The sequence below is a fragment of the Rothia mucilaginosa genome, from assembly GCF_019334805.1.
GTDB classification, from domain to species: Bacteria; Actinomycetota; Actinomycetes; order Actinomycetales; family Micrococcaceae; genus Rothia; species Rothia mucilaginosa_C.
Map to the genome: position 1 here is coordinate 502,597 of NZ_CP079822.1, position 14,307 is coordinate 516,903.

A 14,307-nucleotide genomic window follows, 5' to 3' on the forward strand; every position below is an offset into this window, starting at 1 on the left:
TATTCTGGAGCACAACCTGTGGTGATGTTCAGAATCATGCAGGAGCAAGCACAAGAAGTAATTCTACGCTTCTTCCGGGCTTATCGGAACTTCCCTGAATATGCGTAGAACCCCTCGATTCGTCGTCTGCAGAGAAAATTGCAGGGTTCTCATCGAGGGGTTTCTTACGCGGGGTTACGCCGAATCCGGTATTGGCCTTTAGCCCATCATGAGTGAGAGAGCAAAGGACCAGACGCAGACCAGGCCCAGCAGAATAGCGCTGTACTTAATGGACATGGAGGTAATCTTCGATTCCTCGCCGGCACTGTTCACAGCCGCCGCCGCAATCGCGATGGACTGCGGGGAGACGATCTTGCCCATCACGCCACCGGCGGTGTTTGCAGCAACGAGCAGGGTCGGGTCAACAGCAATCTGGGCTGCGGTGGTGGACTGCAGACCCGCGAAGAGCACGTTAGCGTTCGTCACGGAGCCGGTCACGAACACGCCAATCCAACCGATGATCGGGGACAGCAGAGGGAAGACCGGGCCGGCTGCCGCGAGCGCCAGAGCGATGGAGGTGGTCATACCGGCATAGTTCATGACGTTTGCGACGGACATGACCAGGCAGATCATGAGGATCGGCATCTTCAGCTGGTTCCAGGTACCGCCGAGTTCTTCAAAGGCTTCGCCCCAGCTGATCTTCGAGGTCAGGATGGTGATGAGTGCCGCCACCAGAATTGCGGTGCCGGATGCGCCCAGGGTGTTCCAGGAGAACATCGCGGTCACGGTCTTGCCGGCACCGGTGGTGATGGCTTCGTGAATGCCGGGGATGGGGAACGCCAGGGTTGCGGCACCAAGCGGACCGGTGGTTGCGAACACGGGCTTGAGCGCGGTGGACCAGAGCAGGATGGTTGCGGAGAGGAAGATGAAGGGGCTCCACGCCTTAACAATCTCAGCGCCGGTGTGCTTGACGCCCTGCTGCGCCTGAACTTCTTCGAGGCTGGGAGCGGTAGGTTCACGGTAAATGTGCTTGGGCTGCCAGGAACGCATGACGAGTGCCAGCGCTACCAGGGACAGCAGCGGCGGGATGATGTCGACCAGTTCGGGCGAGCCGAGCAGTATCAGGATAGCTGCCTGACCGCCGGAGAAGATTACGCCGGTCATGAGCGCTACGAGACCGACTTCGCGGATGCCGCGCATACCGTCCTGGATTGCGACCATCAGCAGCGGCACGAAGGCGACGAAGATCTGCAGTACCGGTACCATGCCTGCGGACAGGTGTGCGGTGTCCAGGCCGCCGACCTTAGCTGCGGTGGTCACGGGGATACCGATAGCACCGTATGCGCCGGACGCGGCGTTGGCGACCAGCGCCAGCATGGATGCCTTGAGGGGGTTGAAGCCCAGGGATACCAGCAGCGCCGCAGAGATAGCAATGGGGATACCGAAGCCTGCCGCGCCTTCGATGAAGCCGCCGAAGCAGAAGGCAATCAGCAACACCTGGATGCGCTGGTCGTTCGAGATAGAGGAGACGGAGGCGCGCACGATGTCGAAGTTACCGGCACGCACGGCGATGCGGTAAAGCCACACCGCCATGAGTACGATCCAGCCGATGGGCCATGCGCCCGAGAGGAAGCCGGAGAGGATGGAGCCGGCACCTGCGGTGATGGGCAGGCCGAAGACGGCACAGCCGATGATGAGGGTGGTGCCGAGGGTCAGCAGTGCTGACTTGAGGCCGCTGAGTTTCAGGACGGTCAGGCCCAGCAGGAAGAGGATGATGGGTACTGCTGCGACCAGTGCGGAGAGCACCGGCGCGTTTAGCGGGTCGTAGGTTTGCTGCCACATTGGGGCGGGTGTTCCTTTCGGTCTGTGCGTTTGTTGCGGTTGCTTCTTCCGATACGGCTCCTGTGCTGTATGGAAGCATTAGGCCGCATAAAAACCGATGGCCCCGGTCCTTGCGTCGTGGATGGGTCCATCGGTGAAGCGTGATGGTCTTGAGCTGCCGGGCGTTTGGTTGTATGACGTGGCGATATGCCGAGGCCATATACCGGGGCCATATACCGGGGCGCGGCGGCGGTGAGCGGAACCTTTCCCTCTCACTAGGTGCTCTTGACTTTATCTGTCTAAGCTAACAGGTCTTCCTCGAGACTTCAGGATAGGGTGACCTTAAGTGTGCACAAATGAAACTTATGTGCATAATTGCGCTCCTTAGCCGCGAACCTCCTCCCCAGCGCACAAATACAGAAATGCGAAAGCCCCCTCCTACCGAAGTAGAAGGGGGCTTGATACAGACCGTGTCGCGGGCACCTTACCTTCAGAGAAGGTAGGTTACACGCATCTGGTTCTCACGCTGTTTAGAGGCCGACCAGAGACAGGACATAAACCCAAACACAGGTGACAGCCAGCAGAGCTGCACTGTACTTGATCGCCATGGAGGTAATCTTCGATTCCTCGCCGGCGCTGTTCACAGCAGCAGCTGCAATTGCGATGGACTGCGGGGAAACGATCTTCGCCATCACACCACCGGCGGTGTTAGATGCAACCAGCAGGGTCTGGCTGACGCCAATCTGCTGTGCGGTGGTAGCCTGCAGGCCAGCGAAGAGGATGTTGTTGTTCACCACGGAGCCGGTCACGAACACGCCAATCCAACCGATGATCGGGGACAGCAGCGGGAAGATAGCACCCACAGCGGCAACAGCCAGTGCGATGGAGGTAATCATACCCGCGTAGTTCATGACGTTAGCAACGGACATGACCAGGCAGATCATGAGGATCGGGGTCTGCAGCTGCTTCCAGGTTGCGCCGAGCTCCTCGATAGCCTCACCCCAGCTAATCTTGGAGGTCAGGATGGTGATGATGGCAGCCACCAGAATTGCGGTACCGGATGCACCCACAATGTTCCAGGTGTAGGTCACGTCAATAGGCTTGGGGGTTGCAACGATCGGTGCTGCCTGCTGGATGCTCTGGTGTAGCCACGGAACAGGGAAGGTAATGTTAGTGAAGCCGAGCGCACCCTTAGCAGCGAAGACGGGCTTCAGAGCGGTGGACCAGAGCAGAATCACGACGGACAGGTAGACGAAGGGGCTCCATGCCTTGAGGATTTCGCCACCGGTGTGCTTGGTGCTCTGCTGAGCCTGAACTTCTTCCAGGGAGGGAGCGGTGGGCTCGCGGAAGATGTGCTTGGGCTGCCACTTCTGCATGACCAGTGCCAGCGCCACCAGGGACAGCAGCGGCGGGATGATGTCGACGAGCTCGGGGTTACCCAGGGTTGCGAGCAGAACGGACTGGCCGCCGGAGTAGATGACACCAACCATCAGGGCTACCAGACCGACCTCGCGGATACCGCGGATGCCGTCCTGAATAGCAACGAGCAGTACGGGGATGAGAGCCGCCATAATCTGGAGAACCAGGACCATTTCGATGGACAGTGCGTGCAGGTCCACGCCACCGCGGGTTGCTGCGGTGGTCACGGGGATACCGATAGCGCCGTATGCACCGGAGCTCACGTTAGCGATCAGCGCGAACATTGCGGCCTTGAGCGGGTTGAAGCCCAGGGACACGAGCAGTGCAGCACAGATAGCAATCGGGATACCGAAGCCTGCAGCGCCTTCAAGGAAGCCACCGAAGCAGAATGCGATCAGCAGCATCTGGACGCGCTGGTCGGTAGAGATGGAGGAGATGGAGGAGCGGACGATTTCAAAGCCGCCAGAACGCACGGAAATGCGGTAGAGCCACACAGCCATGAGCACGATCCAGCCGATGGGCCACATGCCCGAGAGGAAGCCGTAGAGGATGGAGCCTGCACCGGCGGTGATGGGCATACCGAAGATAGCGCAACCGATGACCAGTGCAATGACGAGGGAGATAACGGCAGATTTAATACCGCTGAGCTTCAGGACGGTGAGGCCCAGAAGGAAGAAAATAATCGGGACTGCTGCCACGAGTGCGGAGAGTGCGCTCGAGTTCAGCGGGTCGTAGACTTGCTGCCACATGATGTACTGTGTTCCTTTCCAGCCCACGGGGGCGGGATCGAGTTGTGCCGTAAAACCTTCCCAGTGACGCTTGTGGCGGCGTGTGTGCCGTGTGTTGTAGGTGCGTGCACCTAGCTGTTTGATGCGTTAAGGACGCTATCCCTTGGGATATATGCCTTCACTTGGGTTCGTGTTGGTTTTGCGGCTATGAAATTTAGCGTGTTGAAACGGCGTTTTTGTCACAAAAACCTAAATATTCCTTGATTTGTCAAGGGAATTTCAGGGTCAGGACAATGAATCCTTAATCCCAAAAACGCAATTCCTTGTGTACCCAATGTACCACTTAACACCCACAAAATCGGGCATATTCCAACATTTAGATTCAAGCTCATAATTGCAACCTAACCTAAAGCCCACCCCGGGTTGAGGGCTCATCCAGCCCCCTCCCCCGCTATTTCAAGGAAGAAACAGCACCCCGGCGCTTTCGGCAGTACACACAGAGCATATCCTGATTACAAACCGCTCAAACTATCAAACCCCGCGAACCCCTAAACGGCATACAAAAAAGCTCCGGAAGGAAAAACCTTCCGGAGCTTTATCTGTCGGGTTGACAGGATTTGAACCTGCGACCCCTTGACCCCCAGTCAAGTGCGCTACCAAGCTGCGCCACAACCCGATTCGTTATTCACGATATTGTGTTTTCAAGGTTTCCCCTGAACACTCGAATAACTATACCGGGCTTTTAACCCCCGCGCAAGCCAGAATCCCTATTTTTAGAAAAAATCTTAAAAATCTTTTCCTCACGGATTTTCCTCGCAGATTTTCTGCACAGAATCCAGCGCGTGGGGGCCAAACCTAGCGAGAGACCAGCCCAGCAACACGGCATCGGGCAGACCCCCGCCACTAGCGGCGGCCGCCCTTACCCTTCCTAGCCTTCGCGCTCTGACGCTCACCCAGGGAGCGGCGCTCACGCACACGCATCGAAATCTCAATCGGAGTACCCGTGAAATCAAAGGTCTCACGCAGACGACGCGTAATGAAGCGGCGGTAACCCGGATCCAAGAAGCCGGTAGTAAACAGCACGAACTTCGGCGGACGCGAAGACACCTGAGTACCGAAGAGAATACGCGGCTGCTTACCGCCACGCAGCGGGTGCGGATGCGCGGCCACAATCTCGCCCAGGAACGCGTTCAGGCGACCGGTCGGAATACGCGAATCCCACGACTCCAGCGAGTGCTCCAGGGCAGGCACCAGCTTGTCCTTATGCCAGCCGGTCTTCGCCGAGATGTTCACGCGAGGAGCCCACTGCACGTGCGCCAGGTCGCGCTCAATCTCACGCTCGAGCATGTAGCGGCGGTCCTCATCGAGGGTATCCCACTTGTTGAATGCCAGGACCATTGCACGGCCCGAATCAATCACAGTCTGCACGATACGCACATCCTGCTCAGAAATCGGCTCGGAAACGTCCAGCAGCACCACGGCAACCTCAGAACGCTCCAGAGCAGTCTGAGTACGCAGCGAAGAGTAGAACTCCGCGCCCTTAGCCATGTGCTGGCGACGGCGAATACCCGCCGTATCCACGAAACGCCAAGGGTAGCCGCCCAGCTCAATAATCTCGTCAATCGGGTCACGAGTCGTACCAGCCAGGTCGTTCACCACGGCACGCTCAGAACCAGCCAGCTTGTTCAGCAGCGAGGACTTACCCACGTTCGGGCGACCCACCAGAGCCACACGACGCGGGCCACCCAGCGCCTCCGGCTGAGCGAACTGCGAGTGCTCCGGCATGACCTCAAGGATCTCGTCCAGAGCATCCGCCAGGCCGCGGCCGTGCAGACCCGACACCGGGAACGGCTGACCCATACCCAGCGACCAGAGGTTATAAATCTCCGGCTCCAGGTGGGCGTCGTCAATCTTGTTAGCAATCAGAATGATCGGCTTCTTCACGCGGCGCAGCATACGCACAATCTGCTCATCCGAAGCGGTCACACCCACGCGGGCGTCCACCACCAGGACCACAACATCGGCCTGCTCCACAGCAATCTCAGCCTGCTCAGCAACCTGAGCATCAATACCGCGGGCGTCAGACTCCCAACCACCGGTATCAACCAGGGTGAAGCTCTTACCCAGCCACTCAGCCTTATAAGACACGCGGTCACGAGTCACACCCGGCTTATCCTCAACCACCGCTTCACGGCGGCCCAGAATACGGTTAATGATGGTCGACTTACCCACGTTCGGGCGGCCAACAATCGCCACTACCGGATCAGCGAGCTGCTCTTCCTCTTCCTCAATGTCGAAGCCCCAGGCGCCCAGCAGGGCGCGGTCCTCTTCATCCAGGTCGTAATCCTCAAGGCCCTCAAGCAGAGCCTGAGCACGCTGGTCAGCGGTCTCATCATCAATCTCAGCGAGGCGCTCGGTAACGTCGTCCTCGCCACCACCCAGGTACTTCTCTTCGTAATCGTCGCGGATAGCGTCCTCAGCCATGCGCATTCCTTTCTCTACCCGCCCCCGCGCCCAACCCGCAGGTCAGCACGCGAGCGCGGCTCAACGTCTTATCGGGAGCGGATGCACCACTCCCCCAGCGTTTCGGCGGGGCCTAACCCGCGCGCTTCGCCTTCAACTGGTCATTCACAGCGTTAATCACTGCAGAGACCGTCGCATTAAAATCAAGATCCGAGCTGTCCACCAGGGTCACGCCCTCGGCAGCTTCCATAAAGTTATTGACCTTAGAGTCCTTCGCATCACGCTCAGCAATCTGCTTGCTCAAATCACCCGAAGCACCCGACTTCTCAGAGTTCTCCAGGCCGCGGCGCGCCATGCGCACCTCCTCAGAAGCAGTCAGCAGGATGCGCGCATCAGCATCGGGAGCAACCACGGTGGTAATGTCGCGGCCCTCAGCGACCATGCCGTTGATAGCGTGGTCAATCATCCAACGCTGCAGTCCAATCAGGTGCTCACGAACCGCCGGAACCGAAGCCACAGCAGAAACGGCCGAAGAAATGCGCTCGCTACGAATCTCCTCACGGATATCGGTCGAACCCATCAGAATCTCTTCTTCCTTAATGTTCGTACCGAACACCAGGGGCATCTCCTCGACAGCCTTCGCGATCGCCTCAGCGTCGTTCAGGTCAATGCCAAGTTCCAGCACACGGTAGGTTGCGGCACGATACATTGCACCGGTGTCCAGGTACGCCAGACCAAAGTGGCGTGCAACTTCCTTAGACACAGACGACTTACCGGAACCGGAGGGACCGTCAATAGCAATCGTCAGTTTAGGGTTCTCGTGCATCAGCACTCCTTCAAATTCGTCTCAAACTTTATGCCGGAAAATACAGCTTTAACTCTACTTCACAACACGCCAACCGCGAGCCGACAAATCGCGGACTAGCACCTCATGAATAGACGGATTGACCGAGATTTCAGCCATACCCACCGGGGCACCCGTCGAGTGCTCCAGACGCAAATCTTCAAGGTTCGCGCCCAGCTCGCCAATCTCGGCAAGCAAACGAGCCAGCGTGCCGGGGGTGTCGTCCACCAGCACCGTCATCTTTGCGAACGCGGCGGGTGCCGTACCGTGCTTACCCGGAATGCGGCTAACGCCCGCGTTGCCTTCGCTCATCAGCTGCGCCAAATCCAGGCGAGCGCCGGATGCCGTCGGGTTCTCCAGCGTTGCGATGAGGCGGTTCAGGTCATCACGGACCCCGTAGAGGGTCTTCACAATCGGGTCTGCGTTCGCCGCAAAAATCTGCACCCACAGCGTCGGGTCCGAAGCCGCAATACGCACCGTATCGCGCAAACCCTGACCCGCCAGGGACAGCGCATACAGCGGAGTGTCCTGCAGACGCGACGCCAGAAGCGAACTCATCGCCTGCGGCACATGAGAAATCAGGGCAACCGTCTGATCGTGCTCCTCAACGCTCAAAGAAGTCACAATCGCGCCCAGCTCCACCGCCACAGAACGCACCAGACGCACACACTCGGGGCGAACCGAATCGTGCTCGCAGATAATCCACGGACGCGCCTGGAACAACTCACCGCGAGCAGCCACCGGGCCCGACTTCTCACGCCCAGCCATCGGATGCGAACCCACGTAACGGGACGCATCCGCACCCGAGGCAAGCACATCAGCCAGCGGCTGCACCTTCACCGAGGCAACATCCGTCACCACGGCGCCGGGGTAGCCCGCCTCCGGCCGAGGCGCATAAGTATTCAACGCGTGAGCGCACACGGCACCGGCACTATCCGGAGGCGCAGCCACCACCACCAGCTGCGGGGCGAAGGCGGCGCGCTCCTCCTCCGACAGGGTGGAGAAGCTTGTACCGGCACCGATATCCTGCGCCACAGCCTCGGCGGTGGGTGAAATATCTTGGACGTACACGTCCTCGCATCCTGCCGCACGCAACCCCAGACCAATCGAGGCACCCAGCAGACCCGAACCGATAATGAGTACCGGCCCGGTCAGCGTTGAGTCCATGGGCAGCTCAGATGCGGAAAGCTCAGCGGGCGAGCTCATGACAACTCCTTAGCGTTATTACATGTCCACCGAAGCGAGCAGGTGACCGATCTCGACCTTGGAGAGGTTACGGACGGTGCCCTGCTTCTGCGAACCAATACGGATCGGGCCCATCTCGACGCGGACCAGGCGCTCAACCGGGTAGCCGACAGCGTCGAAGAGACGGCGCACGATGCGGTTCTTACCGGAGTGGATGGTCACCTCAACGAGCACGTGGCCGGGGGTGGAGTCCACCAGCTTGAACTCGTCCACGCGGGTCACGCCGTCTTCCAGGCGGATGCCCTTCTTCATGGCTGCGCCGACGCCGGGCTCCATCGGGCCGGGAACCTGCACCAGGTAGGTCTTGGGCACCTCGTAGGAGGGGTGGGTGAGGCGGTTCGCCAGTTCACCGTCGTTGGTCAGCAGCAGCAGACCCTCGGTTTCAACGTCCAGGCGGCCCACGTGGAACACGCGCTCGCTCATGGAGGAACGCAGGAAGTCGGAGATGCAGGGGCGACCTTCGGGGTCTTCCATGGTGGAGACCACGCCGGCGGGCTTGTTGAATGCCATGTAGACGAGCTTGTCGTTGGTCTGAACGGTCATGCCGTCCACCTGCACGGTCACCTTGGAGGGGTCCACGCGCACACCCAGCTCGGTCACGACTTCACCGTTGACGGTGACGCGACCTTCGGTAATCATTTCTTCGCAGACGCGGCGGGATGCCACACCGGCCTGAGCCAGCAGCTTCTGCAGGCGCACGCCGTCGTGGTCGTAGAACTCGTAGTGGTCTACCGGGGCGTTGCGGGGGCGGCGGGGGCGGTGCGGGCCAGCGTAGTTGCTGACGCGGTATTCGCCGCGCTCGTTTGCGAAGGCTTCGCCGGAGCGGTAGGGGCGGCCCGGTGCGCGGCGTTCGCGCTTGGGCAGTTCGGTGCCGCGGCCTCGGCCGGAGCCTGCGCGGCCTGCGCCGAACTTCTTCTCGCCAAATTTCTTGTCACCGAATTTCTTCTCGCCGAAGCCCTTTGCGCCGCCCTTGCCTGCGCCGCTCTTCGGTGCGCCGGGACGACCGCCGCGTGCGGATGCGCCCTTAGCGCCGAGCTTACCTCCCTGACCGGGACGACCGGCGCCGGGACGGCCACCGCGAGAGTTCTGGGGGCGACCGGATGCAGAGCGGCCGCCGCGGGAGGAGTTTCCATATGCCATGGTGTTCTTCTCTTTTCTGTCGTATAGTGCGAACGTTTCAGGAATTTCCCGAACGTTCGTTCGTCTTATTGATTCGTTGTCTTTGTCTTAGTCGTTGCCCTCGGCAAGCACTGCGGCTTCCGTATCATCGGGCAGGAAGGGCGCAAGCGCCGGCAGCTCCTCCAGGGAGTTCAGCCCGAGCTTCGCCAGCAGTAGCTCCGTGGTTTCGTAGAGGGTCGCGCCGCTTCCGGATTCTCGCCCTGCTTCACGAATCAGCTGCCGTTGCAGTAGCTGACGGATTGCCGCGTCCGCGTTTACGCCACGGATGGAGGCTACCCTCGCCCTGGTCACCGGCTGCTGGTAAGCAATCACGGCGAGCGTCTCGTAGGCGGGCTTGCTGAGGGTTGCGCTCTTGGAGCGGGTCACGAAGCGTGCCACCCAGGGGGCGAAGTCGTCGCGGGCGTAGAGCTTCCAGCCTCCTGCGATGTTCCGCAGCTGGAATCCGCGCGGTTCGGGCGCCACCCGGTTTTCGTCTTCTCCGTAGCCGCTTTCTTCGCCGTTGTACTCTCGGTACAGCTGGTCGAGCGCGTGCTCAACAGCTCGTTCGCTGACGATGAGCGCGGCGGAGAGTTCTTTGACGCCCACGGGCGCTTCGGCAACGGCGAGGATCGCTTCGATGGCGCTTTTGACGCCGCCGGGGATTGCCTCGACCTTGGAGAATTCGGCTTCGGCATCGACCGCCACACTGGGTGCGGTGGAGGGGCCTCCCACCGGAATCTTCGCAGTTTTCTTCTCTGCGTGGGGCGCAGGTTCCTGCGATTCCTCGGAGCTGTCGGAAATGTCGGAACCATCGGAGTCCTCTACCGTTTCAGCGGCTTCAGCCTCCTCAGCTTCTTCGGGAACCTCATCCAGAGGAGCGGCGGCTACCTCGTGCTCAGCCGGTTCAGCGTCCGCCTCAGCAGGCTTTGAGCTCTCAGTCTCTACCGTCTCTGCTACCTCTACCGGCGCCGAGTCAGCCTGTTCCGAATCCTCATCCGCGTTCGGATCCCAGTAGCCCATGTTCACGATGGCAAGGTCATCAGGGGTGAATTCACGGTCAAAGCGTGAGCCGTGACTACTCATAATCCTCCTCTACCGGTTCCGTGTTAGCTTCAGATTCGTTCACTTCGGGTGATTCAGACGCTTCACCGATTTCGTGCGCATCCTGAGTGTCTGTTGCTTCGCGAATCACGAACTGTGCAGCGCTCGCGCTCGCACGTACCCGAATGGCTCCAAGCGGTGCGTCCTGTTCTACGTGCAGGGCGCCTTCTTTGTAGAGCTCAAGCAGGGCGAGAAAACGAACCACCGCGATTTCTAGTTCGCCGGATCCTTGAACCAGTTCGGCAAAGCTCAGTTCCCGCGCCGCGGTATCGAGCAGGCTGTGCAGAATGTAGTGTTCTTCAGCCGCGATGGTGGTTAGCGGAACGTGTAGGTGCTCGTTGAGTTCTTCAACGATTTCTTCGGGTTCCGGTTCGGGCTCTTTGGGGGTTCGGCTCAGCGCTGCTGCGGCGATGCGGGCAAACTCTTCGGCACCTCCGGTAAAGACCAGCTCGGGTAGTGCCTGGGCGAATCGTTCTTCGAGGGCTACCGCACGGGGAAAACGCTGTGCTTCTTGCGCCCAGCGTTCAGCAAAAATATCGGCGACTTCGCGGTAGGCACGGTATTGCAGCAGACGGGCAAAGAGCAGGTCGCGTGCCTCCAGCAGTGCAACGTCCTCTTCGAGGGGTTCACGATGCTGCGGGAGCAGGCGTGCGGTTTTGAGTTCCAGCAGGGTTGCGGCGGTGACCAGAAATTCGCTGGCTTCGTCGAGTGCACGTTCTGTGCCTTCAGCGTAGAGGGCGTGCAGGTATGCGAGGAACTCGTCGGTGACCTCTGCGAGCGCCACCTCGGTAATGTCGAGTTTGCTGCGCGAAATCAGGGTCAGTAGAAGATCAAAGGGACCCTCAAAATTACTGAGGGTGAGGGTGAAACCCGGGTTCTGCAGGCCGCGGCCCTCAGTCCGGGCGTTCGCGGCGGTGTCTGCGTTCGGTGTCGGTACCCTCACGGCAGCGACGTTCGTGGTCATAAACGACCTATTCTCCTTAGGTTTATTCTCCCCGGCTGTGCTGGTCCGGCTGTGTTGGTGCCGTCTCAGATGCGGCTTTTACTTCGCCTACTTTTTCGGCGTAAGCAGTGTGCGGGGTCTTTAGAATCCACACAATTATACGCCCTCTGCCGGTGCGACTCAAGGGTGAGAGTCGCCTCAGCAGAGGGCGTATAGGTGTGGGGGCTTTAGCGTGCGCCGCCCTTGTAGATCAGTTCGCGCGCCACCTGGCGGTATGCTTCCGCGCCGGGGTGGCTGGAGGCGTAGCTGAGAATCGGCTCAGCAGACACCGATGCGTCCGGGAACTTCACGGTGCGCTTGATGACGGTGTCGAAGACCTTGTCGCCGAATGCGTCCACGATGCGTGCCAGAACTTCCTTGGAGTGGATGGTGCGCGCATCGAACATGGTGGCAAGTACGCCGGAGATTTCGAGGTCGGGGTTCAGACGATCCTGAACCTTCTCGATGGAGTCGACCAGCAGCGCGACGGCGCGCAGTGCGAAGAACTCACAAATCAGCGGAATAATGACGCCTTCGGAGGCGGTCAGTGCGTTGACGGTCAGCAGGCCCAGGGAAGGCTGGCAATCGATGAGGATGACGTCGTATTCGTCACGGACCTTGCGCAGTGCCGAGGCGAGAACCTGCTCGCGAGCCACTTCGTTGACCAGCTGAACTTCAGCTGCGGAGAGGTCAATATTGGCGGGCAGCAGGTCGATGTTCTCCACACCGGTAGGCAGGATGACGTCCTTGATATCGACCTTGCGGTCCATCATGACGTTGTAGACGGTCAGGTCCAGTTCGTGCGGGTTCGCACCGAAACCGGCGGAGAGAGCACCCTGCGGGTCGAAGTCGACCAACAGCACCTTACGGCCGCATTCTGCCAGTGCCGCGCCCAGGTTAATGGTGGAGGTGGTCTTACCCACGCCGCCCTTCTGATTCACCATAGAGATAATGCGGGCGGGACCGTGGCTGCTCAGCGGAGCCGGGTCGGGGTATACGCGCAGGGGTCGACCGGTGGGGCCGAGTTCTTGAGCCTGAGCTTCAGTCAATGGTTCACCTTCATCAATGAATTCGAAGTTTTAAAGTTTAAGCGTTGTCTATAAGGTTACCTCAAGAGCGGCTGTTCCGCGGATTGACGGGGTTTATCCCCGTTCGTGGGCACGCGGATGCGCCATGCGGTACACCTCCATGAGCCCCTCGGGCGTGACCTTGGTGTACACCTGAGTGGTGGTGATGGAGGCGTGCCCGAGCAGTTCTTGCACCACGCGAATATCGGCGCCGCCCTGCAGCAGGTGCGTTGCGAAGCTGTGGCGCATGGAGTGCGGTGAGAAGTCGGAGCTGAGCCCGGCGGCTTCGGCGGCTTCTTTGAGGATGAGCCAGGCGCCTTGGCGTCCGAGTCTGCCGCCTCGTCCGTTGACGAAGAGCGCGGCGGTGCCTTTACCGTGCGCTACGAAGGAGGGGCGGGCACGCACCAGGTAGTCTTGGATTGCTTTTTGGGCGTAGCTACCGATGGGTACGAGTCGTTCTTTATTTCCCTTGCCGAAGAGTCGAACGTAGCCGGGCAGGGTGATCTGGTTGCCGTCTTCATCGGTGAGAGCTCCCTCGAAGTGCACGTCGTCGATATCGGCGTTGAGCATTTCGCTCACGCGCGCGCCGGTGGCGTAGAGGAATTCGAGTATGGCTCGGTTGCGGAGCCCGGTGGCGGTTTCGCGGTCGGGTACAGCGAGTAGCCGCTGGATGTCTTCTACGCTAACTGCTTTGGGTAGGCGCTTAAGGTTCTTGGGCGGGGTGACCGGTGCCGCCGGGTCGGTGGGCACGATGAGCGCGGAGACCCAGAAGGCATGTGCTCCGCGGACTGCCGCCATGGTGCGGGCGATGGAGTTCGGACCCAAGGGCAGGGGCAGGCTCGGCGCCCCTTCAGCGGTTGGCGTTTCTTTTTCTGGCACCCCAGCTGTCTCCGGCTGCCCGACACGACTTTTCCCAGCACGACCTTTTCCAGCGCGCCCGTTTCCAGTACCTCGCCCCGACTCAGAGGCGATCATCAGCGCCAGCGATTCCGCGGCTTCTTCCTGCGCTTCCTGAGCTTCCTGCGCGTTCTGGTTGTTCTTCTCCCCCGCTTCGAATCCGGCAACGAATCCAGCAAGGGGCACGGTAGGGGCGGCGAGTTCCCGCATGAAGGAACGCACCTGCGCGGTGGTGATGCGTTCGGGGTCGATGACGCCGAGGGTCGCCATGTAGGTGCTGTATCGTCGCAAATCGCGCGCGTAGGAGGCAATGGTGTGTTCGCTGCTTCCTCGTTCCACGCGCAGGTGGATGAGGTACTGGTCAACGGCTTTCTGGAGCGGGGTCTGTGCCTCCTGGTGGGAAGCACCCAGGCTAGAAGAATCCAGAGCAGAAGAACCCAGCACGGAGGAACCGGCAGAAGAGGTTACGCCGAGCAGACCCGCGCCGCGGGGCGCCTTGCTCACCGTGCTTTCAGCCTGCTTCACGCTATCTCCTCTGTCGGTTCTGTTGATGTTTGGGCCTCTTGATATTTGGGCTTGCCGTAGGCGAGGCTACTCCCCCGC

10 protein-coding genes and 1 tRNA gene are annotated in these 14,307 nt (G+C 60.2%); all 11 read right to left on the minus strand.

The window, feature by feature from the left end; translation table 11 throughout:
* Positions 1-198: 198 nt before the first annotated feature.
* The 11 genes from LPB405_RS01910 to LPB405_RS01960 all read right to left on the minus strand — a co-directional run bounded on the left by LPB405_RS01910 (position 199) and on the right by LPB405_RS01960 (position 14,229).
* Positions 199-1,821 (minus strand): L-lactate permease, encoded by a 1,623-nt coding sequence (locus LPB405_RS01910; RefSeq protein ID WP_219101722.1) that lies wholly within the window; start codon positions 1,819-1,821, stop codon positions 199-201.
* A 509-nt stretch (positions 1,822-2,330) separates the two neighbouring features.
* Entirely contained in the window at positions 2,331-3,968 is a 1,638-nt protein-coding gene (locus LPB405_RS01915) for an L-lactate permease (protein WP_219101723.1), read from the minus strand.
* A gap of 581 nt (positions 3,969-4,549) precedes the next feature.
* Positions 4,550-4,623, minus strand: a tRNA-Pro gene (locus LPB405_RS01920).
* 227 nt (positions 4,624-4,850) lie between these two features.
* Positions 4,851-6,431: a ribosome biogenesis GTPase Der gene (gene der, locus LPB405_RS01925; RefSeq protein WP_219101724.1), complete on the minus strand. Its 1,581-nt coding sequence runs from the start codon at positions 6,429-6,431 to the stop codon at positions 4,851-4,853.
* 112 nt (positions 6,432-6,543) lie between these two features.
* Entirely contained in the window at positions 6,544-7,236 is a 693-nt protein-coding gene (gene cmk, locus LPB405_RS01930; protein ID WP_070634468.1) for a (d)CMP kinase, read from the minus strand.
* 54 nt (positions 7,237-7,290) lie between these two features.
* Positions 7,291-8,460 carry a prephenate dehydrogenase gene (locus LPB405_RS01935; RefSeq protein WP_219101725.1) on the minus strand — a complete coding sequence of 390 codons (1,170 nt, stop codon included), beginning with the start codon at positions 8,458-8,460 and terminating at the stop codon, positions 7,291-7,293.
* An 18-nt stretch (positions 8,461-8,478) separates the two neighbouring features.
* Entirely contained in the window at positions 8,479-9,639 is a 1,161-nt protein-coding gene (locus tag LPB405_RS01940) for a pseudouridine synthase (protein WP_219101726.1), read from the minus strand.
* Positions 9,640-9,726: 87 nt separating this feature from the next.
* Positions 9,727-10,740 (minus strand): SMC-Scp complex subunit ScpB, encoded by a 1,014-nt coding sequence (gene scpB, locus LPB405_RS01945; protein WP_219101727.1) that lies wholly within the window; start codon positions 10,738-10,740, stop codon positions 9,727-9,729.
* On the minus strand, positions 10,733-11,722 hold the full coding sequence (locus tag LPB405_RS01950; protein ID WP_219101728.1) for a segregation and condensation protein A: 990 nt from the start codon (positions 11,720-11,722) through the stop codon (positions 10,733-10,735). The genes scpB and LPB405_RS01950 overlap by 8 nt, the downstream gene beginning before the upstream one ends.
* A 206-nt stretch (positions 11,723-11,928) precedes the next feature.
* Positions 11,929-12,789 carry a ParA family protein gene (locus LPB405_RS01955; protein WP_005506637.1) on the minus strand — a complete coding sequence of 287 codons (861 nt, stop codon included), beginning with the start codon at positions 12,787-12,789 and terminating at the stop codon, positions 11,929-11,931.
* Positions 12,790-12,882: 93 nt separating this feature from the next.
* A complete protein-coding gene (locus LPB405_RS01960; RefSeq protein ID WP_219101729.1) occupies positions 12,883-14,229 on the minus strand; it encodes a tyrosine recombinase in 1,347 nt (448 codons plus the stop codon).
* Positions 14,230-14,307: the final 78 nt, after the last annotated feature.

Bases quoted from the DNA above. Each gene is read 5' to 3' on its own strand.
- LPB405_RS01910 (WP_219101722.1), bottom strand. From the start codon at position 1,821: ATGTGGCAGCAAACCTACGACCCGCTAAACGCGCCGGTGCTCTCCGCA.
- LPB405_RS01915 (WP_219101723.1), bottom strand. From the start codon at position 3,968: ATGTGGCAGCAAGTCTACGACCCGCTGAACTCGAGCGCACTCTCCGCA.
- der (WP_219101724.1), bottom strand. From the start codon at position 6,431: ATGGCTGAGGACGCTATCCGCGACGATTACGAAGAGAAGTACCTGGGT.
- cmk (WP_070634468.1), bottom strand. From the start codon at position 7,236: ATGCACGAGAACCCTAAACTGACGATTGCTATTGACGGTCCCTCCGGT.
- LPB405_RS01935 (WP_219101725.1), bottom strand. From the start codon at position 8,460: ATGAGCTCGCCCGCTGAGCTTTCCGCATCTGAGCTGCCCATGGACTCA.
- LPB405_RS01940 (WP_219101726.1), bottom strand. From the start codon at position 9,639: ATGGCATATGGAAACTCCTCCCGCGGCGGCCGCTCTGCATCCGGTCGC.
- scpB (WP_219101727.1), bottom strand. From the start codon at position 10,740: ATGAGTAGTCACGGCTCACGCTTTGACCGTGAATTCACCCCTGATGAC.
- LPB405_RS01950 (WP_219101728.1), bottom strand. From the start codon at position 11,722: ATGACCACGAACGTCGCTGCCGTGAGGGTACCGACACCGAACGCAGAC.